Origin of the sequence: Streptomyces sp. NPDC006174, assembly GCF_040614075.1 — a bacterium.
Lineage (GTDB): Bacteria > Actinomycetota > Actinomycetes > Streptomycetales > Streptomycetaceae > Streptomyces.
The window spans coordinates 50,968-75,714 of sequence record NZ_JBEXTJ010000009.1 but is presented as its reverse complement, the minus strand read 5'-3'; the positions used below and the strand labels follow the sequence as shown (position 1 = coordinate 75,714).

The window sequence follows — 24,747 nt, the reverse complement described above, 5'->3', positions numbered from 1 at the left end:
GGCCTCGCTACGCTCCTTCCATGGACGCACCTCCCCGCTGGCTGACGCCGGAGCAGCAGGCCGCCTGGGACAGCTTCATCCGCATGCAGGAGAAGCTCATCGGACGGCTCTCCCGCCAGGTCCAGGCCGACTCCCACATGTCCGCCGCCGACTACCTCGTCCTGGCCAAACTCACCGAGGCCGGTGGCCGGATGCGCCTCACGGACCTGGCCAAGCTGCTGGAGTGGGAGAAGAGCCGCATGTCCCACCAGGTCGGACGGATGGCCAAGCGCGGGCTGGTGGCGAAGGAGGAGTGCGCCGACGACGGCCGCGGCTCGCTCGTCGTCGCCACCCCGGCCGGCCGCACGGCGATCGAGGAGGCCGCGCCCGTGCATGTGGACCACGTGCGGCGGCTGTTCGTCGACGCGCTCACCCAGGAGGAGCTGGACGCGCTCGCCCGCATCTCCAACCGCGTCCTCGCCCACATGGAGAAGCAGCCCGACTGACCGGCCGTCCCGCGCTCAGCGGCTCAGCAGCCGGAACCGCCGTACCGCCAGCGGCAGGAAGACCAGCGTGATCACCACCGGCCACACCACGGCCATCAGCAAGGCGTGCTCCTCCACCCAGGTGCCGCCGCCGGCCACCGGGTTGCCGAACAGCTCACGGGTGGCGGTCGCGGTGGAGGAGATCGGGTTCCAGGCGGCGACCGTGCCCAGCCAGCCCGGCATCAGGGACGGTGCGACGAAGGTGCTGGAGATCATCGTGAGCGGGAAGGCGACCGCGTACAGCCCGCCGGCCGCCTCCGGCGTCGGCACCAGCAGGCCCAGCCAGACGCCCACCCAGATCAGGCTGAACCGCAGCAGCAGGAGCAGCCCGAACGCGCCCACGGCAGGCATCACACCGCCGCCCGCACGCCAGCCGATCAGCAGCGCGGTGACGGCCAGGATGGCCAGCTCGGCGCCCGCCACCACGAGGTCGGCCGCTCCGCGTCCGGAGGCGAAGGCGGACGGGGCCATCGGCATGGACCGGAAGCGGTCGACGACGCCCTTGCCCGCGTCGGTGACGAAGGCGACGGCGGTGTTCATGAAGCCCATGGCCATGGTCATGGCGAACATGCCGGGCATCAGGAACTCCCGGTAGTCACCGCCGCCGGGCACCTTCATGGCGCTGCCGAAGATGTACCCGTACAGCAGGACGGAGAGGATCGGGAAGCCGAGCTGCCAGATGACGGCGGACGGCCGGCGCTGGTAGTGGGTGAGGGTGCGGCGGGTGATGTTCCAGCAGTCGGTGACCGCCCAGTAGGCGCGGCCGTGGTCGCGGGGCGCCTCGGTCGCGGCGCGTACGGTCATGCCGCCGCCACCTCTCGTACGGCCCGCGCGTCGTCGGCAGCCGTGTCGTGGCCCGTCAGCCGGAGGAACACGTCGTCCAGGCTCGGCCGGCGCAGCCCGATGTCCTCCACCGCGATCCCGTCGTCCTGGAGGCTGCGGGCCACCTCGGTCAGCGCGGCCACCCGGTCGGCGACCTGCGCGTGCACGCGGCGGGTGGCGGCGTCGGTGGCGACGAGCCCGCCGCCCGCCACCCGGTCCACGGCTCGCGCCACCGCCGCCAGGTCGTCCGCCTCCGCGGCGACGACCTCGATCCGGTCGCCGCCGACGCGGTTCTTCAGCGCGTCCGGAGTGTCGTCGGCGATGGCCCGGCCGCGGTCGATGACGGTGATGTGCGAGGCGAGCCGGTCGGCCTCGTCCAGGTACTGCGTGGTGAGCAGCACCGTCGTACCGCCCGCGACCAGAGCGCGTACCGCGTCCCAGACCTCGCCTCGGCCGCGCGGGTCGAGCCCGGTCGTCGGCTCGTCCAGGAAGAGCACGTCGGGCGAGAGGATCATCGAGGAGGCGAGGTCGAGCCGGCGCCGCATGCCGCCGCTGTACTCCGTGGCGCTCCGGTCGGCCGCCTCCACCAGGTCGAACCGTTCCAGCAGCTCACCGGCGCGGAGCCGCGCCCCGCGGTTGCCGAGGTGGAAGAGGCGGCCGAACATCTCCAGGTTCTGCCGTCCGGTGAGGCCCTCGTCGACGGCGGCGTACTGACCGGCGAGCCCGATCCTGCTCCGTACGCGGCGGGGCTCGCGTCCCACGTCGATCCCGGCGACCTCGGCCCGGCCCGCGTCGTACCGCAGGAGCGTCGCGAGGACCCGAACGGCCGTGGTCTTCCCGGCCCCGTTCGGGCCGAGCAGTCCGTGGACGGTGCCGGGCCGCACGGCGAGGTCGAACCCGTCGAGCGCTCGCTTCTCCACTCCGCCCCGGCCGCGCGCCCGGTACCGCTTGACGACCCCTTCGGCTAGCACGGCGTACCCGGACGCCCCGGACGCCCCGGACGCCCCGGACGCCCCGGACGCCCCGGACGCGAACTCCGGTGTCGATGAAACGGACATGGCACAGCCCCCTGCCTCTCCGGCCTCCGAACGACCCGGAAGCGAATTGAGTACACCGTACCCCAAACTGAGTACGGTGTACCTGAATACAAGTACGGCGTACCCAGATCACCTCCGGCGCACTACGCTGACCTCATGGCGAAAGACGGATCGACAGCGGCGACGACACCGGCGGCGACCGGCCGGAAGACGGACGGCACCACGGCCGGCAGCGGCGACATAGCGCGCAGCCTGGAGCTCCTGTGGGGCACCGGCGACCGTCCCAGTCGCGGCCCCAAACCGGGCCTCACGCCGGACCGGATCGTCACGGCCGCCATCGCCGTCGCGGACGCGGAGGGCCTCTCCGCCGTCTCCATGCGCCGGCTCTCCACGGAGCTCGGCACCGGCACGATGTCGCTCTACCGGTACGTCCCCGGCAAGGCCGAACTCCTGGACCTGATGCTGGACCGGGTGCTGGGCGAGCCGCTCTTCGCCGAGCGTGACGGCGGAGGCGGCGCACCTGAGGCCGCCGATCCCGACCTCCCGGCCGCCGCTGAGCCCGTCCCCGACGACTGGCGCGTGGCGATCGACACCATGGCCCGGACCTACCTGGACAACCTGCGCCGCCACCCGTGGCTGCTGAAGATCAACCAGGCCCGTACCGTGCTCGGTCCCAGCGCCCTGCGCGGCCTGGAACTCTCGCTCACCGCGCTGCGCTCGATGGGCCTGCGCGACCCGGAGCTGATCGGCGTGATCATCACGGTCAACAGCTTCGTGGAGGGCCTCGCCCGGACGCAGGCGGACGCGGCGGAGGCGGTGGCGCAGACCGGGCTGAGCGACGAGGAGTTCTGGGAAAGCCAGCGCCCGTACCTGGAGCGGGCCATGCTCAGCGGCGCGTACCCGATGATGGCGGGCATGTCCGAGGACACCTTCAGCGCGGAGTTCGACCACTTCGCGTTCGGCCTTGAGCGGCTGATCGCCGGTTTCGAGGCCTTGGTGGCGGAGCGGACGGCGGACGGGCCGGCCGGCTGAACGACGTACCGGACGAGGACGAGGACGGGAACGGGCGGCTGACCGACGTACCGGACGTGACCGGACATGACAGGGCGCCCGGCGCGTGCCCCAATGGATATATGGACGCCAGCCGGGAGCTCGCTCCTTTCGTGAAGCAGTACGCCGTCCTGCTGAGCACGCACCGCGAGGACGGCACGTCGGTCGGCACGCCCGTGAACATCGCGGTGGAGGGCGATCACGCGTTCATCCGTACGTTCGCGTCCGCCTGGAAGGTCGAGCGGATGCGCAACCACCCGAAGGTGGAGCTCGCGCCGTGCACGGTCCGCGGCAGGCCGACGGGACCGCAGATCAGCGCCCACGCACGGCTGCTGCGGCCGGGCACGAAGGAGAACACGTACGCGGCGCGGATGCTGTCGCGGAAGTACCCGGTCGTGCAGGGCGTGCTGGTGCCGCTGGTGCACCGGCTGAAGCGGGACAGGACGCTGCATTACGAGGTGTGGCCGGTGGTGAACGGCGACTGAGGCCCTCGTACGCCGCGCGCTCCCCCTCCTACCCTCGTTACCCCCGCTTTTTCCGGAGCGCGAACCACAGAACTCCCACGCCGATGACGACCACGGCACCGAGCCCCACACTGCCCTTGCCGTCCTCACCTTGGCCGTCACCGGCTCCTTGAGCAGGACTGCCACTCCCCGAAGGTTTACCCGGCTCCTGGCCGTCCTCCTTCTCCGGCCCGCCGTCGACATCGACGCGCACGACCCCGCTCCGCGCGCCCTCCGAGCCGAACATGAGGCCCGAGCCGTCCGCCGTGTACGTCACGGACTCCGCCTGCCGCTGGAACGGCGCGGCGACCGACCGGCTCTCTCCGAGACGGCCGTCCGCGAAGTCGTACACGCGGGCGCTGAAGTACGAACGCAGCACCAGCGAGCCGCCGTCGGGCGAGAAGGCCCCGTCCGTCACCCACGGCACCTCGCCGACCCGCCGGAAGGTGTTCGGAGCACCGGTGGTGAGCTCGGACGGGCCTTCGTAGAGGCCGCCGCCGTCCTCGTTCTTGGAGGCGATGTAGACGCGTCCGGTCTTCGGGTGGACCATCAGCGCTTCGGCGTTGCGGGCGCCGTCGGCGTACTTCACGTCGTACTGGGTGGCGGTGACGGTGGCGTCGCGGAGGGCCTTGGGCTCGGGAAAGCGGTAGATCCAGACGTGGCTCCAGGTGCCGTCCAGGTTGTCCCCGATGTCACCGACGTAGAGGTCACCGTCGGGCCCGACGGAGATGCCTTCCACATCGCGCGGCTCTCCGACGCCGCGCATGGTGATGGTCGCGACGGTCTTCCCGGTACGGGAGTCGACGGCGAAGACGTAGGGGCCGTCGTCGCTGTCGTTGTGCGTCCAGTAGACGCCGGGATGCAGACGGCTGGCGGCGAGGCCGCTGGACTCGGTGATACGGGAATCCCCGATCGTGAAGTCACGGTCGGGCTCCCCGTCGGCGGCGACGGCGGGGCAGGCGGCCCCGAGGAGCAGCAGGAGGGCTGCGGCGGGAGCGGCGAGACCTGCGACAGCCCGGCGGCGGCTCGGATACGAACGCATGGCCCAAGTGTCCACGGTCCCGGCCCCGTCCACCGCCGGTCCGGTCCCTGCCGCCACCACCGTGTCCATCGTCACGTCGCAGGCCACAGCCGTGATCGGCCATGATGACGCCATGCGTTTTCTCCCGGTCGGCGACTCCATGACCATCGGCGCCACCGGCGACTTCACCTGGCGCTACCGGCTGTGGCAGCACTTCGAGACGGTCTGCCCGGACTCTTACGAGATCGTCGGCCCGCGGACGACGCTCTACGACCCCGGAACGAACGCCGCACTCTCCGACGCCTACGCCGACCCGTCCTTCCCGCCCGCCGCGCGCAGGCACCTGGCGGGCTGGGGCGAGGGGTGGCTGCACATGGCGCCGGTGATCGCGGACGCGGTGCGCGAGGCGGAGGCGGAGGTGCTGCTGGTCTCGCTGGGCCTGATAGACCTCGGGTTCTACACGGACGCCGAGCAGACGGCGGCCAACGCGCGCGCGTTCATCGCGGCGGCCCGCACGGCCGACCCGCACATCCGCATGGTGCTGCTCCCGGTGATACCGAACGTCCGGGCCGAGTCGGACGCCCCGTTCGCCGCCTCCTGCGCCCGCTTCAACGAACTCCTCGCCAAGGCCGTGGCCGACCTGGCCACCCCGTCCTCGCCGCTCCTCCTGGCCTCACGCCCGCCGGGCTACGACATCCACACGGACACGTACGACGGCACGCACCCGGGCCCGACCGGCGAACACCTCCTGGCCGCGGCCTTCGCGGACGCGATGCACCAGGCGTGGGGGCTGGGCGGGCCGTACGCGCGGCAGCGGACGCCACGGCGGTCGGCGGTTCCGCAGCCGGAACCTCCGCAGTCGGCACTGCCGAAGTCCTCGCTTCCGCAACCGGCTTGAGCGGCGACCGGCAGGTACACAGCGGCCTCCGGACGGCGAGGGCAGGCGCGGACGCCGAGGAGGCAGGCCTCGGACGCCGAGGACAGGACCCGGACGCCGAGGACAGGACCCGGCGCGCTCCCGCAAGCACGCCCCGGCGCCCGCGAGCGGGCCCCGGACCGGCCCTCACGCGGAGCGGCGGGTCCGATCCAGGGCCCGCAGGCTCAGTCGAGGTTGCCGTCGGGCTCAGCCGAGGTTGCCGTCGGCCACGGTCCCCGTGCCCCGGTCGCGGACCGCGGTGCCCCCTCGACGCGCTCGCCCACCTCCCCATGTGCGTGGCCTCCAGCGGGAGCCACGAGAAGATGCGTTTCACCTTGGGGATCACCGGCCTCCACCAACGCTTCGAGGGCCGCATCTTCAGCGCCACCGAAGTGGAGCACGGTAAGCCGGCGCCCGATCTGTCCCTCGACGCGGCGCAGCGGATGGGCGTCGAGCCCGAGGCGTGCGCCGTGGTCGAGGACAGCCAGTACGGTCTTCAGGCCGCCCGGGCCGCCGGGATGCGCGCCTTCGCCTACGCCGGGGGAATGACTCCCCCGCACCATCTCGAAGGCCCTGGCACCGTCGTCTTCGACGACATGCGCACCCTGCCCGGCCTCCTCACCGGCCGGTGACCGCCTCGCACCTCCGCCCCCTCACCCCACCGGCTGCGATCCCAGCATCGTCAGCGCCAGTTGGGTCAGCTCTCCGGAGACCTCCTCCGGACGGGCCCGGCGGCAGCGGCGGGTGTGGTGGGCCATCAGTTCGTGGACCGTGCCGACCATGACCATGACGTCGACCCGGTGGTCCCGGTCCTCCGCCTCGCCCCGTTCCACGGCCCGCTCGGCCTCACCGGTGAGGAACTCCGTCCACAGCGCGCGCCAGAGCTTGCAGTGCTCGTCCACCACCGCGCTGACGCCCAGCACCTCGACGAAGGTGACCCGGGCCTCGCGCGGGTCCCGGGTGACGGACTCCACGTACGCGTCGAAGAGGCGCCGGACCCGCTCCGCGATCGCGCACTCGTCGATCCCCTCGGAGAGCAGAGCGGCCTCGGCGGCCCGCAGGCCGATGGTGGTGACCCGGTTGTGCAGGGCGATGAGCAGGCCCTCCCGTGTCCCGTACTCCTGCCGGAGCACCTCGGGCGTGACCCCGGCCGCCTCGCACAGGTCCGCCTCGGAGGTCTCCCGGTAGCCGACGACCCCGTACAGCTCCCTTGCCGCGTCCAGCAGTTGTTCCCTCGCCTGGGTACGGGCCTGGTCACCGGGCCCCGTCCGCTGAACCGCCCAGCCATCAGCCACCGGTCCTCCTTCAGCGCAAGGTGCGGGAGAGGGCCTCGGCACCTCTGCACGAACCGCCGCCCCATTGTGCGCGTCCGGAGGGCCGCCGGAGCGCCACGCCACACCCGTACGGGCGAATGCCCGCACGCGGAAACGCTTCTTCTCGGCGCGTCGGTTCGGCGCGTCGGTCGGTGCGTCAGGAAGTAGGAGCGCGCCGGGTCCTCAGCGCTGCTCCTCCGCGTACGAGTAGGCCTCACGGTGCTCGTCCACGCTCTCGACGCCGTCGCGCGCCCGCAGGGCCAGGTCATGGGCGAGGCGGCGGGCCAGCTCGCGCAGCACATCGTCCGGCGTGGCTCCCTCGACGTACTCCAGCAGGCCTGCCAACGCCTCCAGTTCGCCGGTGTGGAGTGCTACGTCGACGATCTCCTGGTCCTCCGCCGTGAGCGCCTCCACGGCGCGCCGCCGACAGGCCGCATTCCGCAGGTGGGTCACGACGTCGTCAGCCCCCAGCTCCGTGTCGAAGGCTTCGAGGCGCCGGAGCAGTACGTCCGGATCGCTGTGCGGCGCCCGGTAGAACGGCCGCTCACCGCTGCCCGCCTCACGCGGGTCCAGCCGTACCTCGGAGAGGAACGCGGCGACCCGTACCGGCTCCGGCGTCAGCCCGCTGCCCATCCAGCGGGCCGAGTCCAGGAGCGAGCGGCCGGAACCTTCGGGGATGTGGAAGAAGCACCATCCGGAGACGCCGCACCAGAGCAGCCCCGTCTCGCCGCCGTCGCCGAGGAGCGTCCGGCTGAACGCGGGCGTGAACTCCACGCTTCCTTCCACGTCCCCCGCGAAGTCGTCCTGGCTCGGGTCGTGCACATCGCCGTACGCCGAGACGGAGGCCACCGGAACCTCCTCGGTCAGCAGCACCTCCGCCACCGACGCCATGTAACCGCCTATCACCGATTCGAGCGCGCCCCGCAGCTGAGGCGAGCAGTCTTCGGCATCGGTGTACGTCACGGCGGTTCTCCCACGTCGGTCGCGGCGGCGGGTCCGCCTCCCTTTCCGCCGTTGCCCGCATAACGCCTGTTCACACGGGCCGGGCCTGACCTTGACGTACGGGTCAGGGGTTGGCCTCCCCGCACCCGCCGCGCGAGACCCGGTGAGCCGGAGAGCCGACAGGCCCGAGCCCAGGAGTGTGCCCGCTCCATCACCCCGTCCCTCCCCCGTACCGCCCGCGAAGTCCGTCCGGTCTCCGCTCCCCGAGGTCGTCGCAGCCGGCGACGGCAGTCCGTTGCGGCCCGGCGACACCGTCGCCCACCTCCACGGGTGGCGCGATCCGATCACGCCGTGGTGGACGCCGTCCACTGCACGCCGGTCGGCGCCCCGGCGCACCGGTGCGGCACCGGTGACGCCTGACCCGGCCCCTCAGCCCTCCTCACCCACCGGCTCCACCCGCGCCAGCCACGCCGTCAGCAGCCGCTCCAGCTCCGCCGCCTCCTGCGGGTCCAGCGCGTCCAGCAGGTTCCGCTCGTTGCGCATGTGCTCGGTGAACGCCCGGTCGATCAGCGACCGGCCCGCCGGTGTCAGTGCGACCACCCGGCCCCGGCCGTCCGCCGTCGAGCGGCGCCGGTCCACCAGGCCGGCGCGCTGGAGGCGGTCGATCCGCTTGGTCATCGCGCCCGTGGTGACCATCGTGTGCGCGGCCAACGCGCCCGGCGCGCGCTCGAAAGGCTCGCCGGCCCGGCGCAGCGCGGCCAGCACGTCGAACTCGCCCTCGGACAGCCCATGGGCCGCGTAGACCACGTCGAGGCGCGCCGTCAGGAGACGGCCCAGGCGGTGCAGGCGGCCGATGACCGCCTGCGGAGACACATCCACGTCCGGACGCTCCCGCGCCCACTCGGCCTGGATACGGGCCACATGGTCGAGACCCGCGCGCGCCGCGGCCCCGCCGCGCTCCGGCGCCTCGTCCAGGTTCTCCGGAGCCTCGTCCCCAAAATTACCTTCCATGGAAGGCATAATAGCTTCCATGGAAGGTAACCTGAAATGGTCGCTGGTCACGGCCGTGGCACCCGTGGCCTGGGGCACGACCTACTTCGTCACGCGCGAGTACCTGCCCGAGAGCCACCCGCTGTACGGCGCCGCCTTCCGCGCGGTCCCCGCCGGGCTGCTGCTCCTGGCCGTCTGCCGGAAGCTGCCGCACGGCGACTGGTGGTGGAAGTCCCTGGTGCTCGGCGCGCTGAACATGAGCGGCTTCTTCGCCCTCGTCTACGTGGCCGCGCAGCGCCTCCCGACCAGCCTGGCGTCGATCATCATGGCCCTCGCGCCGCTCTTCATGATGATGCTCGCCTGGCCGCTGGTCGGCGAGCGGCCCGGCTGGAAGCACCTCGCCGGCGCCCTGACCGGCGTCGGCGGCGTCTGCCTGATGGTGTTCACCGCCGCCGGATCGGTGGACGCGATCGGTGTGCTCGCCTCGGTCGGGGCCATGGCGATGTCCTCGTACGGGTACGTCCTGGCCAAGCGGTGGAGCGGCGAGGTGGACGTACTCGCCGCCACCAGTTGGCAGTTGCTCGGCGGCGGGCTGCTGCTCCTGCCGTGCGCGGCCCTCGTGGAGGGCGCGCCGCCGGTGCTCGACGGGCCCGCGCTCCTCGGGTTCGCCTACCTCGCCGTGGTGGCGACCGCCATCGCCTTCGCCGCCTGGTTCCTCGGGCTGAAGCACCTGCCGGCGGGGACGGTCGGGCTGCTGGGGCTGCTCAACCCGGTGACGGGCGTGCTGCTGGGTCTCCTGCTCGCCGGCGAGAGCCTCTCGGGCCGGCAAGTCCTCGGCCTCGCACTCACACTGTGCGGAGTCGTGCTCGGCCAGCGCGCCGCCCGGACGCCCGCACCACCACCCTAGGCCCCGGAACCCTCCGAGCCTCCGACTCGCGCCGAGCGCAGCTCCCGTATCCACCGCTCACCGTGAACTCGCGTGCGGCAGAGCCCACCTCACCCCTTCACCGTGAACTCCGCCCGCAACAGCGCCTCGTCCCGTGACGACGGCCCCACCAGCAGCTCGAAGCGTCCCGGTTCCACCACGCGCCGCCCTTGCGCGTCCACCAACGTGCAGACGGAGACGGGAAGTTCGACCGACACCTGCCGCGACTCCCCCGGAGCCAGCGCCACCTGCTCGTACGCCTTCAGCTCCTTCTCCGCCCAGGTCACCGACGTCACCGTGTCGCTCACGTACACCTGGAGGGTCTCCAAGGCAGGCCGGGCACCGGAGTTGGTGAGCGTCACGCGCGCTCGTACGGCCTCCGTCGGCTCGACGACCGCCGTCAGCAGCTCCAGGTCGGTGTACGTGACCGTCGTGTAGCTCAGGCCCTCGCCGAACGCGAACGCCGGGCTCTGCGTGAGGTCCGCGTACCGCGTGCCGTGCTGGCCGCGCACCTGGTTGTAGTACGTCGGCTGCTGTCCCGCGTGCCGGGCGAAGGAGAGCGGGAGGCGGCCGGTCGGCTCGATCAGGCCGAGGAGCAGCTCCGCCACCGCCGTACCGCCGAGCATCCCCGGGTTGGCCGCGTATACGATCGCCGCCGCACCGAGCGCGGACGGCGGCAGCACCAGCGGCTTGGAGCTGATGACCACGACGACCAGCGGCTTGCCCGTCGCCGCCAGCGCGTCCAGCAACGCCACCTGGTCGCCGACGAGTTCGAGCGTCGCCGTCGACTTGCCTTCGCCGATCAGCTCGATCCGGTCGCCGACGACGGCGACCACGTGGTCGGCGGCCTCGGCGGCGGCCACCGCCTCACCGATCAGCGCCGGATCGGGCACGGCCGGGACGACGACCTCGGGGCGCGGCTGCCCGTCCGGGAAGAACTCGCCCTCCGGGTCCGGCCCGACGTCCAGGATGCGCGCGCCGGGCGCGTACGCCACGGTCCAGTCGGCCGGCACCTTGTCGCGGAAGCCGTCGAGGACGGTACGGATCATGGCGCGCGGCTGCCCGTCCGGCAGCCAGTCCGCCTGGCCCGAGGAGCCCGCCCAGTCGCCCAACTGGGTCTGCGCGTCATCGGCGTTGGGGCCGACGACGGCGACCGTACGGGGCCCGGAGCCCGTGGCCAGGCCCTCTCCACCCGCCGCCAGTCCGCCCGCCAGCGGCAGCGTGCCGTCGTTGGCCAGGAGCACCAGCGAGCGGCGGGCCGCCTCCAGGTTGAGGACCGCGTGGTCGGCGCCGCCGATGAACTCGGCCTGGCGGTCGGGGTCGGGATGGCGCGGGTTCTCGAAGAGGCCGAGCTCGAACTTGAGCGTCAGGATGCGGCGTACGGCGGCGTCGATCTCCGCCTCCTTGAGCGCGCCCTCCGCCACCGCCTCCTGAGCGCCTTCGAAGAACTTCGACGTCGTCATCACCATGTCGTTGCCCGCGCGGACCGCCGCCGCCGACGCCTGCGCGTAGTCGGCGTAGATCTTCTGCTCCCACACCATGCGGCCCACGTTGTCCCAGTCGGTGACCAGCGTGCCGGTGTAGCCCCACTCGCCGCGCAGCACCTCGCCGAGCAGCCAGTCGTTGACGGTGATCGGCACGCCGTCCATGGACTGGTAGCCGAGCATGAACGTCCGGCAGCCCTCCTTGGCGACCCGCTCGAACGGCGGCAGGAACCACGAGCGCAGCTTGCGCCGGGAGATGTCCGCCTCGCTGGCGTCGCGCCCGCCCTGGGTCTCGGAGTAACCGGCGAAGTGCTTGGCGCAGGCCAGGATCGCGGTCGGGTCGCTGAGCCCTTCGCCTTGGTAGCCGCGCACCATCGCCGAGGCCAACTCACCGATCAGGTACGGATCTTCGCCGAAAGTCTCGCTCACCCGGCCCCACCGCAGGTCCCGCGTGATGCAGAGGACCGGCGAGAACGTCCAGTGCACGCCGGTCGCCGCGACCTCCACCGCCGTGGCCCGCGCGATCCGCTCCACCAGCTCCGTGTCCCAGGTGGCCGCCATGCCGAGCTGCGTCGGATAGATCGTCGCGCCCTCCCAGAAGGAGTGGCCGTGGATGCAGTCCTCCGCCACGAGCAGCGGGATGCGCAGCCGGGTCTTCTCGGTGAGGGCGGCGGCCTCCAGTACGCGCTCGGGCGAGGCGTGCAGGATCGATCCCGCGTGCAGGTCCTCCACGAGGTGCCGCACGCCCTCCTTGGCGTTGAGCTGGAGCATCTGGCCGACCTTCTCGGGCAGCGTCATGCGGCCCAGGAGATCGGTGACCCGGTCCGCGACGGGGAGCGCGGGGTCGAGGTACGGCGGCAGGAGGCCCACAGGAGTTCCTTTCACGACGGCACTCCGCAGTACCGTACGCTCAATACCGACCGCTTGGTAAGTATTGGAAAGATACGTCTTCACCCCTGTGAGAATCTTCAGCCGGAGCACCGGACCCACGAGGAGCGGGCTCAGCGGCGGCACGGGGGCGCGAACGGCGGGAACGAGAGAGGCGTTGCGATGACAGCGGGTGAATACGCGTGACCCCGGGAACGCGGCGCGGCTACGCCAAGGGCCGGGCCAAGCGGATCGAGATCCTCGACCAGGCGATGACCCTGTTCGGCGAGGCCGGCTACCGGGGCGCCTCGCTCCGCGTCATCGCCACCCGCTGCGGCATCTCCCACCCGGGCCTGCTGCACCACTTCCCGACGAAGGAGGCCCTGCTCCTCGCGGTGCTCCAGCGCCGCGACGACGTGGACGACGAGTGGCTGGCGCTCGGCGTCACCCGAGGCGTGGACCATCTGCGCCGGCTGGTGGACCTCGCGGAGCTGAACGCCAAGCGGCGCGGGATCGTCGAGCTGTTCTCGGTGGTCGCGGCGGAGGCCACCTCTCCGGACCATCCGGCACACGCGTACTTCGAGGCCCGCTACCGCACGTCGGTCGCCAACACCGAACTGGCCTACCGCCAGGCCCGCGAGGCGAGCGAACTACGCGACGACGTCGAACCGGCCGCCGCCGCGCAGCAGTTGATCGCTCTGATGGACGGCCTCCAGATCCAGTGGCTGATCAGCGACTGCGCGACGGACATGGCGGGCGTCCTGCGGGCGCATGTGCAGGCGCAGTTGACCGTACGGTTCTGAGGCCGGGCCCGCGCGGGAGGCTCGGCCAACGCCTCGACAGACTGCTTCCGCTTCCACGACCCGGGGCCCACGCGCGGGAGGCTCGTCCGCTACAGCGTCTTCAGCTTCCACGGCCCCCAGGTGGAGACGGAGAGGAAGCCCTTGCCCGGCACGACGACCGCAGGTCGGATCGCGCCCTGCGCACTGATGTCCCGGGCCGTCCCGCCGCTCGCCGGGGTGAATCGCAGCCGACCGCTCTCGAAGCGGCCCTTCCCCACGAACGAGCAGCGCGCGTGGCCGTCGAAGAACACCACGTCGTCGGCCCGGCCGGACAGGGTGTCCGCCAGTACGGAGAGCTCGGTCACATCGAGGGTACGCAGCTTCCAGCGGGCAAATCCCGAACCGGTGTTCTTGCCCGGGCTGACCCGGTTGACTTCCACGCGGTGGTAGCCGTCGGGCAGCATCGCTCTGCGGGCCCTGGGCCCGTACGTGGCCGTGATCTCCTCGCCGTACGACTTGTACGTGTCCGATCTCCGCATCGCCTGCAGCCTGAACCTCGTGGTCAGGCCGCCTTTGAGCTCCAGCACGACCGGCCCCGCGGCCCGGACGGAACCCGGTATCCCGACCTCCCGCCCGCGCCACCCGCTCGCCCGGAACCGCTCCTCGTCCGCCATGGATCCCCCTCCGCCCACAAGCCCCCTGCCCGTGGTCCCGCCCTCATCGAACCAGGATCTCCGCCGGTCCCGGCGCCGCACTCCGGCGGTCGTTCAGGCACTCACCCGCGCAACGCCTCGCCGGTCCGCGAGCCACGCCATGCCCAGGCAGTACAGCGGCGCGAAGACGAACTCGACGACCATCGCCTGCCACGGCGCGTCGGCGGCCGTCTCGGTGGAGGAGAGTTCGCCGAAGCCGGCCGCGAGGCCGAAGGCGAGGAGGTTGTTGGCGATGTGCAGAGTGATGACCGCCTCCAGGCCGCCGGTCCGGATCACCAGCCAGCCCCACCACAGCGCCGAGTAGAACAGCAGGATGAACCCGGTGAGTTCGCCGAACCCGTGGGCCAGGGCGAAGAGGAGCGAGGCGAGGACGAGGGCGGGCCACGGCGACCGCACGGCCCGCCCGATCACCTGGACGAGCCAGCCCCGGAAGACGTACTCCTCGGCCGCCGCCTGGAACGGCACCAGTGCCGCCAGCACGGCCAGGCTCACCAGAAAGGCGGTCCAGCCGGGAAAGCCGTCGCCGGACGGCTCGGCCGATTCCTCCCCCCAGGTCCACGCGAACATCACGCCGAACTGGACGATGATCAGCGGAACGGCCACGGCGGCGCAGAGCCCGAGCCACCTCCACCGCAGTCTCCCGAGGACCGAGGAGACGGTCCCGGCCGGCCGCCTGCCCAGGTAGCGGGCGCCCCACAGGACGATCGGTATGCCGATGGCGATGCCGACGAGCTGGAGAGCCATGTCGGCGACGGGATCCTCGAAGAACACCTCGCTCTCCGCCGACGTGGGCCCCGCGTCCAGCACCGCCGCGAGGACGGCCCCGATCGTCGAGACGACCAGGATGCCGACCACGATCAGCAGCACGACGAGCGACAACTCCCCGAGCCACCCCAGCCTGCCGCCTTGCCCGTTACGCCCTTGCTGGTCGTAGCGCGACCCGGCCTCGGCCCGTACCGGACCGTGCGGCGGCGGCCCGTGCCAGCCCTGCTGCCAGCCAGGCCCGGCGGGCTGCTGCCAGGCGGCGGCGGTCGGCTGCTGCCAGGCGGATCCGGGGCCCTGCGGCCAGGCGGACCCTTCGGAGGAGGACGAGGGCGGGTCCCAGGGCGAAGGCGGTATGTCAGGTTTCACGCCAGAGATCTTGCTGGCGCCCGGCACCCGAGGTCAATGCGGCGCAATATCAGGTCGCTGCCCCTCACTTCCGCCAGAACAGGTGGTGCGTCACCCCGCTCGGGCTCGGCACGGCCTCCAGGTGGTACCGGTCGAGCAGCTCGTCGGGTGAGTCCCACAGCCGCAGCCCGGACCCGAGCTTCACCGGCGAGACCACCACGTGCAGAGTGTCGACGAGGTCGGCGTCGAGGAACTCCCGGATCGTGGTGACCCCGCCACCGAGCCGCACGTCCTTGCCCTGCGCCGCCTCCCGTGCCTGCGCGAGGACGTCGGCCGGTTCGCCTCCGACGAAGTGGAACGTGGTGTCGGAGAGCGTGAACGAGGGCCGCTCGTGGTGGGTCATGACGAACACCGGCGTACGGAACGGAGGTTCATCACCCCACCAGCCGCGCCAGGCGTCATCCGGCCACGGCCCGCGCTGAGGACCGAACTTGTTCCGGCCCATGATCTCGGCGCCGATGTCGCGGTCGAAGTCCCGCGTGAAGTAGTCGTCGAGCCCGCGACTGCCTCCGGGGTCCGTACGCATCGGCCAGCTCGCCGTGGCCCCGGCCCAGGAGAACAGCCGCCCGGGGTCGACATGCCCGAAGGGCCTCTCCAGGGTCTGGTCCTCACCGGCCGCGATCCCGTCACTGGAGACGGTGAAGTTCTGGACTCTCAGCAGCTGAGCCATGCGTTCCTCCTGCGTTGCCGACGACGGGCCCGCAGTGCCGGCGGACTCGGGAAGCCATGGCACCGATGCTGCCAGCCGCCACTGACAACGGGCCCGTCACCGCGCGGCTCCGCGGCGAGGAACAGGCTTCAGGTCAGCCCTGAACCGCGGCAGTACGCGGAGCGCTGTCGGTGCCGGCAACGTTCTGGAGCCGGGCGCGCAGGGTGGCGGCGAAGTCTTCCGCACGGCTCAGCTGGGTGCGCAACTCCTCGATCTTCCGGGCGGCGGTCTGCTCGTAGACCTCCATGCGCTCCAGAAGCTCTGCGCGTTCGGCCCTGTCGGCTGATCGGGAGGCGTCGAGACGGTCGGTGACGTCGAGCAGATCGCGCATCTCGTCCAGGGTGAAACCGAGGGGCTTCATCCGGCGGATGACCATGAGCCGCTGCACGTCGGTCGCGGTGTAGAGACGGAAGCCGCCTTGGGAGCGGGCGGAGGGGATGACGAGCCCGACCTCCTCATAGTGGCGGATGGTGCGCAGGGACAGTTCGGTCCGTGCGGCGACTTCGCCGATCTGCATGTGGTCATCGTCCACGCCTGTGACCCTCGCCCTTCTCGTCGCGGCGGCCAGCACGCACGACTCGCCAATCCCTACTCTAACGTTAGGGTAGAGTTGCTGACGCCGGAGCGGTCGGCCCGCTCCGTCGCCGCCGTTTCCGGGGCCGAAGGCGCCCCCGGCCGAGATCCCGATTCTTGCAGGAGAGAGCGTGCGCGAGCCCATGACGCCGATCGCCGGCGCCTGCCCGCCGTAGCCCTTCGCACACCGATGTGAGCTGCCGGCCGCGCACCCGCGCCAGGCTCCCATCCTCATTCGACTTCCGACCCGCCCCGCGGGCCGTCCGCAGGTTGCCGACCCGGCCCCTGCGCGTCCTTCCCCGCACGCCCGGCCTGCCGGGGGACTGTGCTCGAGCACGACAGGTGCCTGCTTCCTTGTCCACTTCCGTACCGACTCCCGCCGGACGACTGCGCGGCCTGCGCCCGGACTGGCTGAACAACCCGAAGGTCTGGCGTACCGAGATCCTGGCCGGCCTGGTCGTCGCGCTGGCCCTGATCCCCGAGGCGATCTCGTTCTCGATCATCGCCGGTGTCGACCCGGCGGTCGGGCTGTTCGCCTCGTTCACCATGGCCGTGGTCATCTCGGTCGTCGGCGGCCGCCGCGCGATGATCTCCGCCGCCACCGGTGCCGTCGCCCTCGTCATCGCCCCCTTGAACCGCGAACACGGCCTGGGCTACCTCATCGCCGCCGTCATCCTCGCCGGAATCATCCAGATCGCCCTCGGCGCCCTCGGCGTGGCGAAGCTGATGCGCTTCGTCCCGCGCTCGGTGATGGTCGGCTTCGTCAACGCCCTCGCCATCCTGATCTTCATGGCCCAGGTCCCCGAGATGCTCGACGTCTCCTGGGCGGTGTACCCGCTGCTCGCCGGCGGCCTGGCGCTCATGGTGTTCTTCCCGAGGATCACCAAGGCCATCCCGGCCCCCCTGGTGTCCATCGTCATCCTCACCGCCATCACGATCGCAGCCGGGATCGCCGTGCCGACCGTCGGCGACAAGGGCGAGCTCCCCTCGTCGCTGCCCGCGCCGGGGCTGCCGGACGTGCCCTTCACCATGGACACCCTGAACACGATCGCCCCCTACGCGTTCGCGATGGCCCTGGTCGGGCTCATGGAATCGCTGATGACCGCCAAGCTGGTCGACGACATCACCGACACCCACTCCTCCAAGACCCGCGAGTCCATCGGGCAGGGCATCGCCAACATCGTCACCGGCTTCTTCGGCGGTATGGGCGGCTGCGCCATGATCGGCCAGACCATGATCAACGTGAAGGTCTCCGGCGCCCGCACCCGCCTCTCCACGTTCCTGGCGGGCGTGTTCCTCATGGTGCTCTGCATCGTGTTCGGACCGGTCGTCTCCGACATCCCCATGGCCGCACTGGTGGCCGTCATGGTCATGGTGTCGTTCGCGACCTTCGACTGGCACTCCATCGCCCCGAAGACACTGAAGCGCCTGCCCGCCGGGGAGATCGCCGTCATGGTCATCACGGTGATCGTGGTGGTCGCCACCGGCAACCTCGCCATCGGCGTCGTCGTCGGTTCCGTCACCGCCATGATCATCTTCGCCAAGCGCGTCGCCCACCTCGCCCGCGTCACCAGCGTCACCGATCCCGAGGGCACCACCGTGGTGTACTCCGTGACCGGCGAGCTGTTCTTCGCCTCCTCCAACGATCTCGTCGGACAGTTCGACTACAACGACGGCCCCGACCGGATCGTCGTCGACCTGTCCGCCGCCCACATCTGGGACGCCTCATCGGTCGCAGCCCTCGACGCCGTCGAGACCAAGTACAAGCAGCGCGGCAAGACGGTGGAGATCATCGGCCTGAACGACCCGAGTGCCGACCTCCACGGCAAGCTCACCGGTGAACTCACCAGCCACTGACTCCGACTGCGGCCGCACGGCCGAGGCGCTGCGCCGCTCCCGGGCCGCGTGGTGATCGCGCCGGTGGTTCACATCGCCGGGCCGAGCGAGCCGACGAAGCGGCCAGCCGGGCGACGACGTGCCGCAGCACCTCACCGGTCCCACGACGTCGCCCGGAAGCTCCAGGAGCACGGGTCGTACGGCCATGATCAGCCGAAGCCCGCACCCGCTCGACCAACTCCGCCGACTTCTGCGAACCGCCACTGTACGCAGACAGTCAACGCGTGCAGCCCCGGTCCGCCGGTCCTCCTGCCTGCCTATCCTGGTGGGCATGACAGCCCATCAGCCCCCGGAGCCCTCTCCGCGCCCCGCCGTCACCTCAGGAGACCTCCGGGCCTCCCACGACGACCGGGAGGCGGTGGTGGAGCAGCTGCGTGACGCGGCAGCCGAGGGGCGCATCGATCTCGATGAGCTGGACGCGCGGCTGGAGCAGGCGCTGACGTCCAAGACCTACGCCGAGCTGGCCGTCCTGACCGCCGACCTGCCGGGCCCGCCCGCCCCGACGAACCAGCCACCGCCGGTGGTCACGGGCGGCACCTTCGGCGCCTCGCGGGGCCCCGAGCGCTGGGAGGTCCCCGGACACGTGACCGCTCGCGGAGGCGTGGGAGGCGTGACACTCGACTTCTCCCGGGCCGAGTGCCGCCTCACGGAGGTCACGGTGGAGGCGTACGGAGAGATCTCCGGCGTCACGATCGTCATTCCCGACACCTGGGCCGCGGACACCAGCGCCATGGACCCCGGCTTCGGCGGCCTCACGGACAGGACCACACCCGACCGGCTCCCGGGAACTCCGCTGATCCGGCTCACCGGTTCCGGCGGCGCTGGAGGCGTAGTCATCCGCCACCCCAACTCCCGAGAACGACGCAAGCTCCGCAGCAACCCGACGTAGGCCCAGGGCCAGCCGGCAGTCGGCAGAATTGGTCTGTACCTGTCGGGGCAAGAGAACGACATGAGCGATGATTCCATCTCCATCACCGTCGAACTGCACGGCGGACCACTGGATGGGCAAGCCACGACCGTGACCCTCACGGATGAGGATCCTTGGGTCGCGCTTCCCAACGACGGTTGCACTTTCCCGGGCGGCAGCAGCCTCTACGCTCCCGACCCCAACGGCCGCTGGGTCTGGCAGGACGACCAGCCGGCTGATGCCCCGTGACCGGATTCCGCTGACCACAGAAGGGGAGCGATGGAGAACGGCAGCCCTCGGAGGAGGACGTCATGGACCGCGTTCGTATGACAGGTGCGTGGCTGGCCGATCTCACAGCGGCTTTGCTGGGCAGGGAAGAGGAGGTGCTCCTGGGAGTTCTTCAGCAACCCGACTATCCGGCGCTCGTGTCGTGTCCGGTCTGCGACGAGCCGCCGGAAAGCGTCGTGTCACGCGTCGAAGACGCGAGTATCGACGGGCACCCGGCGGTCGTCGTGGACTTCAAGCCCTGTCGACATGGAGTGTGGGTGCCCGCCGACGAATCGCGAGCGGCCTGATTCCTGGACGCCACGCTGTACGGTCCCGAGGTGCGGACCGGGCGACCGGTAGGCCTACGGAAGAACGATGTTCCGGCCGGAGCCACCTTCGGCCTGGTCCTTTCCGGGGCCGCCGACGAGCAGGTCGTTGCCGCCCTCGCCGTGCAGCATGTCGTTGCCCGAGCCGCCGAGGAGGACGTCGTTGCCGTCGCCACCCATGACGTGGTCGTCGCCCGGGCCCGCGTACACGAGGTCCCGGCCGCCGTAGCCCTCGATCATGTCCGCGCCCCGGCCGCCGTACATCCGCTGGTCGCCGTCGTCGCCCATCAGGTGGTCCATGCCGTCGCCGCCGTCCAGGACGACGCGCCCCATGACCATGTCGTCGCCCTCGTCGCCCCGGACCGTGTGGGCGGTGTGAGCGTGCAGGGTGTCATCGCCGGGGCCACCGCTGACGGTGGCCACGGCCAGGTCGCTGGTGGCGATCTCGTCGTCGCCGTCGCCGAGAAGGACGTCGATCCGGTCCGGCAGGGCGCTGTCGGTGGGCAGTTCGCAGACGACGTACGTCTCGGCCCCCGGTTCCAGGTACGTGCAGTGGTCGCCCGGCTGGAGCGGGACGGCGTCGCGGAAGCCGATGCGCCGCACTCCGTCGCCCCGGTCCATCGGGACCACATGGAGGTCGTTGGCCTGCCCCGGGGCGGCGGTGAAGGTGATGGACTGTTTCACCCAGTCGGCGCCGACGCGGGCCTTGGCTCCATCGGCGGCAGGAGCCGCGACGGCCGGGGATGCGGCAAGGCCGGTGGCGAGCAGAGCCATGACGGCTGCACGGGCGGTGACTCGGTGGTGCATGGGACCTCATCTCGATGGAGCGGCCGGTGGATTCGGCTGACATCGTGCTGGCCTGCGTACGAGCGTGAGTCCTCCGTGGTCACCTGGGTGCAGGCGAGGTGCCGACGCAGAGCCCGGAGCGGACGGTGCACCATCCGCCCCGGGCGTCCGTCACGGACTCAGCCGGATCGGTTCTCTCGGGTTCTGCTTTCGTACCTACCGGCGGAGCCGGCCGGCGCCGCCGTGGTGGTGTGTCAGCTCACGTTCACGTCCACGCAGGCGTAGAAGGCATTCGTGGTGTCGGCGATGTTCCAGACGGCCAGCACCTTCTGCTTGCCGGTCAGCGTGCCGAAGTTCACCTGGTGGGTGACGGTCTCTCCCGGACGGGCGCCACCGTCGTTGAACTCGGCGATCTTCCGGCCACCCGCGTAGTACTGCCAGGTGCTGGTGGCGTGCCGTGCCGTCAGCCGCCAGTTGAAGCTGGTCGTGCGGCTGACCGGGGTGACCTTCCAGCCTTTGTTGTCGTTGTTGAGCTCGGCGAAGGCGGCGTTCCCTCCGCTGCAGCTCGTTAAGCCCTTGGGGCCCTCGACGCTCTGCGGCTCGTACTTGATGGCACCGCAGGAGACCGTGCCGGCGGCGCACTGCGCCTGACGACTGGGAGGCGACGATATGTACCCGTGCGCGCTCGCACCGCCGGCGGGCAGGCTCACGGCCAGGAGCGGGGCGATGCCCGCGCCGATGGCGACGGCCAGCATTCTCTTGCTCTTCATGACAACTCCTCTGTTGACACGGTTGCTTGACTGCACGCAATCTGACGCGCGCATGACAGGCATGGCTATGTATGACGTTCCGGACCGCCACACATCTCCGAGGAAGCGTACTCCTCTTGGTCTAGACCAAGCCAGAGGGCGGCCTCGACCCGGCTGACGGGACCGGCGTCCCGCCTCCGCTTCGACCGCATCGCGTGACATTGCGCCACCTTCATGCGGCGAACACCGGGCCACAGCCCTGATCAGTTCACACGGCCCACCGGACAGCCGCTACGGAGCACCGACCTCCGTTTCCGTATCCGGTACGGCTCCGTCCGCCGCAACGGCCGCAAACCGCTCCCGCCACGGCGGAGGCTCGGGAGCCGCGTCGGCCCGGTCCTGCGCATCGGCCCAGAAGGCGCGTTGCTCCTCCTGGTAACAGGGCCCACAGGTCGTGGCCCACGGAACGTGAGGCCGGAACATGTGCTCCTCACCAGGTCCGGCGCAGGCGATGAGCACAAGTGGCGGCGGGGTCGGCTCCGGCGCAGGCACGCTCTCGGGGGCGGCGGGCAGCTTCTCCCGGAGCCGGTGCGCCAGGAACCCCACGGCCGTCCGCACCCCCTCCGTCGGCAGCCCACTGCACAGGGCCCGCCGCAGATCCGCAGCGGTGACGCCGCGCCGCAACCACTCGGCCGCGAGCCCGGCGAGGGTACGGGCCTCGCGCACGCCGAAATGCAGTTGGCGCTGCTCGTGGCGGAGGGAGAGCAACACGCGCTCGGCGAGAACCACTTCAGGCCCGCCGGAGGAGGGCTCTTCGAGCACATCAGGCCCGCTTCTCATGGACGTACCCGCTCGCCACCAACTCGGCCTTGGCCTTCTGGTACCGCCGCCCGGTGATGCGAAGGGCACGGCCGTGCTCACTCAGGGCCTTGTCGCGATCGACTTCGGGCAGCCCTTGCACGTAGATGACGAGAATCTTCGCGTCACTGCCCAGACGCGATTGACGTACAAGGCCGTTGGAGACCTTCGTGTAGCCCCGAGGGGGCGGGATAACATGCGACAGCATCGCGGGTGGACCTCGATATCCACTAGTGGTGAAGGTCCCCGGGCCGGTGCTCGAACACCGCCGGGGGCCGCTCCATATGCGCACACGTCACCCGCATGCGCACACAGAACGTGATGTCATGATTACGGTACCGCAACCTGATGACTCAGATTCGCCTCTAGGCGCATCCGCATCACGTCCGAGGCATCCAGTCCATGAGTGAGCCTGTGACCGCGTCCATGGCCGAGGTCCGCAAGCACCTCGCAGACGTCATCGACCGCACCTGCCGCCTGCGCGAAGCCGCTGAACGGTACGAGGACGAATGGCTCAACCGCCTCGCCGACCAAACCGAGGCCGACGGCACCGAGGGGTCAGTGCCCATGGAGGAGATGGCGGCACTCCTCCGGTCGGTCAACTGACCCATGGGCGCCTCCGCGTGGGCAGCTTTCGGGTCGTCCACACCGTCGAGGACGGCCAGCTCATCGTCTGGGTGCTGGCGGTCGGCCATAGGCGCGAGATCTAGCGCAACCTCTGAACACGCCGGCACACGCCGGTCACTCCTTCGCCGCGCACCCCGCCCGCAGCCACGCCATCTCGTGCAGCAACGCCACATCCACGAACGGCTCCTCCGCCGTAGGCCGCGACCGCCAGTCCAGCGGCCAGGTCGCCCCGTCCAGCGCAGGCACTCCCACGAAGGCGTCGCCTCGCGCGCTCCGGCTCATCGCCTCCACCCCGGGCGGCCACCGATGCCCGGCCGCCGTACCGGGAGCGAGCAAGAAGTACATGCTGCGCTCACCGACGCCCGAACGGACGATGGGCCCGGCATGGAAGTCGGTGAACTGCATGACCTCGTACGCGATTTCCTCGCCCAACATACCGATGGCCCGTACGGCGTCGAAGTGGATGCCCACGTGACGGAGGGCGTGGCCGGAGGCGGGGATCCAGGACGGCACCGGATCCAGAGAATTTCCAAGTTCCATGCGCTCAGTTTTGCGGCGGACACGTACCGTGACCAGGGTCACAAGCAGGTTGTGGACAGTGGTGTACCTACGAGGTGAGCGCGTGCACTCCAGTGATCAGGCCGAGACCTCCGCCGAGATGTTCGGCCTGCTGCTCAGGCACTTCCGCGAGCGGGCCGGGCTGTCGCAGGAACAGCTGGGCAAGCGGATCGGCTACTCCAAGTCCCAAGTGGCGATGGTGGAACGGGGTGCGCGACCGCCGAAGGGCGTCTTCGTGCAGCGGGCCGACGAGGTGCTGGGTGCACAGGGTGCACTGATCGTCGCGGCACCGAAATCACCGAAGCAGGCAGAGCAGACGGAGCAGCGCAGCCCGCTGCCGGACTGGTTCACGCCGTTCGCGGACGAGGAGGAGAAGGCGTGGGCTAGGCACGCGTACGAGAACCATGTCATGCCCGGACTGCTCCAGACAGAGGCGTACGCACGGGCGGTCCTCACGAGCCATTACCCGAACTTTGACGACGACGAGATCGAAGCGAAGGTAGCCGCACGACTCGAACGGCAGAAGCTGTTGACCCGCAGACCGCTGCCCGACATCAGCTTCGTCCTGGAGATGGTTGTACTGACGCGGCCGATCGGCGGCCGCCGCGTCATGAAGGCTCAGCTCCACCATCTCGCCGACGTGGCGCGGCTCCGGCACGTACGGATCCAGCTGATGGACCCGTACCGCGAGGATCATGCAGCGCTGGACGGCCCGTTTGTCCTGCTGGAGACCGAAAAGCGCCAGCAGCTCGCCTATATCGAGGGACAGGGTGGCAACTTCTTCATCACCGAACATCCGGAGCTGGGCAACCTGTTCGGCCAGTATGGCGTCACCCGGGCCCAGGCATACACTCCGGAGAAGACCTTGGAAACGATCGAGAAGATGGCAGAGGAACTATGAGCACCGACCTCCACTGGTTCAAGTCCAGCTACAGCGGCAGCCAGGGCGGCGACTGCATCGAGGTCGCCACCTGCCCCCACACCGTCCACGTCCGCGACTCCAAGGACCTCGCAGTCCCCGCGCTCGCCGTCTCCTCCGCCACCTGGACGTCCTTCGTGGAGTTCGCCGCCTCCTGAGCGCCTCAGGCTCGGCGCGCGGTCATGAGAACGACGGCCATCGGGCGGCGGCCCACTTTCGCCGGCCCGTCCACCCGGGCGGCGGGCCGTCCATCGCGCCGCCTTCCAGTTCCGGCGCGTCCGGTTCCTCGAACGGGAACCGTCCGTCCAGGATGTCGGCCTCCGTCATCGGGAACGTCTCCCCGGCAGCGGCCGCCCAGCGGTGGGCGATCCGGGCGCGCTGGGTCTCGGCGAGCTACCGGGCTCTCGTGGTCTTTCCGGCCCCTGGCAGGCCGGCCACCAGGAACAACGTGGTCACGCCCCGGTCCTGTCAGGAAGCCCGGCGCTGCGGCCGGAATTCCCGGCAACGGTTCAC

28 protein-coding genes and 3 pseudogenes are annotated in these 24,747 nt (G+C 70.8%); 15 read left to right on the top strand and 16 right to left on the bottom strand.

All coding sequences use genetic code 11. The features are described from left to right. Window positions 1-20: 20 nt before the first annotated feature. Window positions 21-485 carry a MarR family transcriptional regulator gene (locus ABZ267_RS21270; RefSeq protein WP_356747385.1) on the top strand — a complete coding sequence of 155 codons (465 nt, stop codon included), beginning with the start codon at window positions 21-23 and terminating at the stop codon, window positions 483-485. 15 nt (window positions 486-500) lie between these two features. Here ABZ267_RS21270 and ABZ267_RS21265 read toward each other — a convergent pair whose 3' ends face one another. Together ABZ267_RS21265 and ABZ267_RS21260 are read right to left on the bottom strand one after the other, a co-directional pair. Further along, a complete protein-coding gene (locus ABZ267_RS21265; RefSeq protein ID WP_356747383.1) occupies window positions 501-1,328 on the bottom strand; it encodes an ABC transporter permease in 828 nt (275 codons plus the stop codon). Beyond that, window positions 1,325-2,317 carry an ATP-binding cassette domain-containing protein gene (locus ABZ267_RS21260; RefSeq protein ID WP_356747381.1) on the bottom strand — a complete coding sequence of 331 codons (993 nt, stop codon included), beginning with the start codon at window positions 2,315-2,317 and terminating at the stop codon, window positions 1,325-1,327. Before ABZ267_RS21260 ends, ABZ267_RS21265 begins: the two co-directional genes overlap by 4 nt. Before the next feature lie 222 nt (window positions 2,318-2,539). Between ABZ267_RS21260 and ABZ267_RS21255 the strand changes: the two genes are divergently transcribed. Together ABZ267_RS21255 and ABZ267_RS21250 are read left to right on the top strand one after the other, a co-directional pair. Further along, entirely contained in the window at window positions 2,540-3,415 is an 876-nt protein-coding gene (locus ABZ267_RS21255; RefSeq protein WP_356363471.1) for a TetR/AcrR family transcriptional regulator, read from the top strand. Between the two features lie 101 nt (window positions 3,416-3,516). Then, entirely contained in the window at window positions 3,517-3,918 is a 402-nt protein-coding gene (locus ABZ267_RS21250) for a PPOX class F420-dependent oxidoreductase (protein ID WP_356363468.1), read from the top strand. A gap of 37 nt (window positions 3,919-3,955) precedes the next feature. Here the strand turns inward: ABZ267_RS21250 and ABZ267_RS21245 are convergent, their stop codons facing one another. Then, the gene (locus ABZ267_RS21245) at window positions 3,956-4,978 is read right to left on the bottom strand and encodes a WD40 repeat domain-containing protein (RefSeq protein ID WP_356747852.1); all 1,023 of its coding nucleotides are present in this window, start codon (window positions 4,976-4,978) and stop codon (window positions 3,956-3,958) included. Window positions 4,979-5,090: 112 nt separating this feature from the next. On the opposite strand from ABZ267_RS21245, the gene ABZ267_RS21240 reads away from it, so the two are divergent. Together ABZ267_RS21240 and ABZ267_RS21235 are read left to right on the top strand one after the other, a co-directional pair. Next, on the top strand, window positions 5,091-5,855 hold the full coding sequence (locus ABZ267_RS21240; protein ID WP_356747378.1) for a GDSL-type esterase/lipase family protein: 765 nt from the start codon (window positions 5,091-5,093) through the stop codon (window positions 5,853-5,855). Window positions 5,856-6,139: 284 nt separating this feature from the next. After that, window positions 6,140-6,505: pseudogene (locus ABZ267_RS21235) on the top strand (HAD-IA family hydrolase); the annotation flags it as partial. Between the two features lie 21 nt (window positions 6,506-6,526). On the opposite strand, the gene ABZ267_RS21230 reads toward ABZ267_RS21235, so the two are convergent. From ABZ267_RS21230 to ABZ267_RS21220, 3 genes are all read right to left on the bottom strand, one after another. Continuing rightward, on the bottom strand, window positions 6,527-7,168 hold the full coding sequence (locus ABZ267_RS21230) for a TetR/AcrR family transcriptional regulator (protein ID WP_356747377.1): 642 nt from the start codon (window positions 7,166-7,168) through the stop codon (window positions 6,527-6,529). Between the two features lie 201 nt (window positions 7,169-7,369). Then, a complete protein-coding gene (locus ABZ267_RS21225) occupies window positions 7,370-8,149 on the bottom strand; it encodes a hypothetical protein (protein WP_356747375.1) in 780 nt (259 codons plus the stop codon). Between the two features lie 408 nt (window positions 8,150-8,557). After that, window positions 8,558-9,049, bottom strand: coding sequence for a MarR family transcriptional regulator (locus ABZ267_RS21220; protein ID WP_356747850.1), 492 nt, complete (start codon window positions 9,047-9,049; stop codon window positions 8,558-8,560). 109 nt (window positions 9,050-9,158) lie between these two features. Here ABZ267_RS21220 and ABZ267_RS21215 point away from each other — a divergent pair, with 109 nt between their 5' ends. Beyond that, the gene (locus ABZ267_RS21215) at window positions 9,159-10,025 is read left to right on the top strand and encodes an EamA family transporter (protein ID WP_356747373.1); all 867 of its coding nucleotides are present in this window, start codon (window positions 9,159-9,161) and stop codon (window positions 10,023-10,025) included. Window positions 10,026-10,114: 89 nt separating this feature from the next. On the opposite strand, the gene ABZ267_RS21210 is transcribed toward ABZ267_RS21215, so the two are convergent. Then, window positions 10,115-12,397 carry a glycoside hydrolase family 3 N-terminal domain-containing protein gene (locus ABZ267_RS21210; protein ID WP_356747848.1) on the bottom strand — a complete coding sequence of 761 codons (2,283 nt, stop codon included), beginning with the start codon at window positions 12,395-12,397 and terminating at the stop codon, window positions 10,115-10,117. Between the two features lie 200 nt (window positions 12,398-12,597). On the opposite strand from ABZ267_RS21210, the gene ABZ267_RS21205 reads away from it, so the two are divergent. Next, complete coding sequence (locus ABZ267_RS21205; protein ID WP_356747371.1) at window positions 12,598-13,197, top strand: helix-turn-helix domain-containing protein; 600 nt, start codon at window positions 12,598-12,600, stop codon at window positions 13,195-13,197. Between the two features lie 89 nt (window positions 13,198-13,286). Here the strand turns inward: ABZ267_RS21205 and ABZ267_RS21200 are convergent, their stop codons facing one another. The 4 genes from ABZ267_RS21200 to ABZ267_RS21185 all read right to left on the bottom strand — a co-directional run bounded on the left by ABZ267_RS21200 (window position 13,287) and on the right by ABZ267_RS21185 (window position 16,300). After that, on the bottom strand, window positions 13,287-13,850 hold the full coding sequence (locus tag ABZ267_RS21200; protein WP_356363301.1) for a hypothetical protein: 564 nt from the start codon (window positions 13,848-13,850) through the stop codon (window positions 13,287-13,289). A 93-nt stretch (window positions 13,851-13,943) separates the two neighbouring features. Next, a complete protein-coding gene (locus ABZ267_RS21195; RefSeq protein ID WP_356747846.1) occupies window positions 13,944-14,786 on the bottom strand; it encodes a CPBP family intramembrane glutamic endopeptidase in 843 nt (280 codons plus the stop codon). Window positions 14,787-15,084: 298 nt separating this feature from the next. Further along, window positions 15,085-15,729: a dihydrofolate reductase family protein gene (locus ABZ267_RS21190; protein ID WP_356747369.1), complete on the bottom strand. Its 645-nt coding sequence runs from the start codon at window positions 15,727-15,729 to the stop codon at window positions 15,085-15,087. A gap of 133 nt (window positions 15,730-15,862) precedes the next feature. Further along, a complete protein-coding gene (locus ABZ267_RS21185) occupies window positions 15,863-16,300 on the bottom strand; it encodes a MerR family transcriptional regulator (RefSeq protein ID WP_356747367.1) in 438 nt (145 codons plus the stop codon). Window positions 16,301-16,695: 395 nt separating this feature from the next. Here ABZ267_RS21185 and ABZ267_RS21180 point away from each other — a divergent pair, with 395 nt between their 5' ends. From ABZ267_RS21180 to ABZ267_RS21165, 4 genes are all read left to right on the top strand, one after another. Then, complete coding sequence (locus ABZ267_RS21180) at window positions 16,696-18,198, top strand: SulP family inorganic anion transporter (protein ID WP_356747365.1); 1,503 nt, start codon at window positions 16,696-16,698, stop codon at window positions 18,196-18,198. Between the two features lie 310 nt (window positions 18,199-18,508). Further along, on the top strand, window positions 18,509-19,126 hold the full coding sequence (locus tag ABZ267_RS21175; RefSeq protein ID WP_356747363.1) for a DUF1707 domain-containing protein: 618 nt from the start codon (window positions 18,509-18,511) through the stop codon (window positions 19,124-19,126). A 60-nt stretch (window positions 19,127-19,186) separates the two neighbouring features. Next, on the top strand, window positions 19,187-19,393 hold the full coding sequence (locus tag ABZ267_RS21170; RefSeq protein ID WP_356747361.1) for a hypothetical protein: 207 nt from the start codon (window positions 19,187-19,189) through the stop codon (window positions 19,391-19,393). 62 nt (window positions 19,394-19,455) lie between these two features. Further along, window positions 19,456-19,719, top strand: a complete 264-nt coding sequence (locus ABZ267_RS21165; RefSeq protein ID WP_356747359.1) for a hypothetical protein — start codon at window positions 19,456-19,458, stop codon at window positions 19,717-19,719. Window positions 19,720-19,773: 54 nt separating this feature from the next. On the opposite strand, the gene ABZ267_RS21160 is transcribed toward ABZ267_RS21165, so the two are convergent. From ABZ267_RS21160 to ABZ267_RS21150, 3 genes and pseudogenes are all read right to left on the bottom strand, one after another. After that, on the bottom strand, window positions 19,774-20,544 hold the full coding sequence (locus ABZ267_RS21160) for a calcium-binding protein (protein WP_356747357.1): 771 nt from the start codon (window positions 20,542-20,544) through the stop codon (window positions 19,774-19,776). A 233-nt stretch (window positions 20,545-20,777) separates the two neighbouring features. Continuing rightward, window positions 20,778-21,293 carry a lytic polysaccharide monooxygenase auxiliary activity family 9 protein gene (locus ABZ267_RS21155; RefSeq protein ID WP_356363338.1) on the bottom strand — a complete coding sequence of 172 codons (516 nt, stop codon included), beginning with the start codon at window positions 21,291-21,293 and terminating at the stop codon, window positions 20,778-20,780. A gap of 270 nt (window positions 21,294-21,563) precedes the next feature. Then, window positions 21,564-22,338 (bottom strand): annotated as a pseudogene (locus tag ABZ267_RS21150) (hypothetical protein). Between the two features lie 194 nt (window positions 22,339-22,532). Here ABZ267_RS21150 and ABZ267_RS21145 point away from each other — a divergent pair. Then, window positions 22,533-22,736 (top strand): prevent-host-death family protein, encoded by a 204-nt coding sequence (locus ABZ267_RS21145; RefSeq protein WP_356363341.1) that lies wholly within the window; start codon window positions 22,533-22,535, stop codon window positions 22,734-22,736. Beyond that, window positions 22,640-22,840 (top strand): type II toxin-antitoxin system RelE/ParE family toxin, encoded by a 201-nt coding sequence (locus ABZ267_RS21140; protein ID WP_356363344.1) that lies wholly within the window; start codon window positions 22,640-22,642, stop codon window positions 22,838-22,840. The genes ABZ267_RS21145 and ABZ267_RS21140 overlap by 97 nt, the downstream gene beginning before the upstream one ends. Window positions 22,841-22,871: 31 nt before the next feature. Here ABZ267_RS21140 and ABZ267_RS21135 read toward each other — a convergent pair whose 3' ends face one another. Beyond that, the gene (locus tag ABZ267_RS21135) at window positions 22,872-23,297 is read right to left on the bottom strand and encodes a hypothetical protein (RefSeq protein ID WP_356747355.1); all 426 of its coding nucleotides are present in this window, start codon (window positions 23,295-23,297) and stop codon (window positions 22,872-22,874) included. 82 nt (window positions 23,298-23,379) lie between these two features. On the opposite strand from ABZ267_RS21135, the gene ABZ267_RS21130 reads away from it, so the two are divergent. Together ABZ267_RS21130 and ABZ267_RS21125 are read left to right on the top strand one after the other, a co-directional pair. Then, entirely contained in the window at window positions 23,380-24,216 is an 837-nt protein-coding gene (locus ABZ267_RS21130) for a helix-turn-helix transcriptional regulator (RefSeq protein WP_356747353.1), read from the top strand. After that, window positions 24,213-24,392 carry a DUF397 domain-containing protein gene (locus tag ABZ267_RS21125; protein WP_356747351.1) on the top strand — a complete coding sequence of 60 codons (180 nt, stop codon included), beginning with the start codon at window positions 24,213-24,215 and terminating at the stop codon, window positions 24,390-24,392. The genes ABZ267_RS21130 and ABZ267_RS21125 overlap by 4 nt, the downstream gene beginning before the upstream one ends. A 22-nt stretch (window positions 24,393-24,414) precedes the next feature. Here the strand turns inward: ABZ267_RS21125 and ABZ267_RS21120 are convergent. Further along, window positions 24,415-24,690: pseudogene (locus ABZ267_RS21120) on the bottom strand (hypothetical protein). Between the last annotated feature and the right edge of the window lie 57 nt (window positions 24,691-24,747).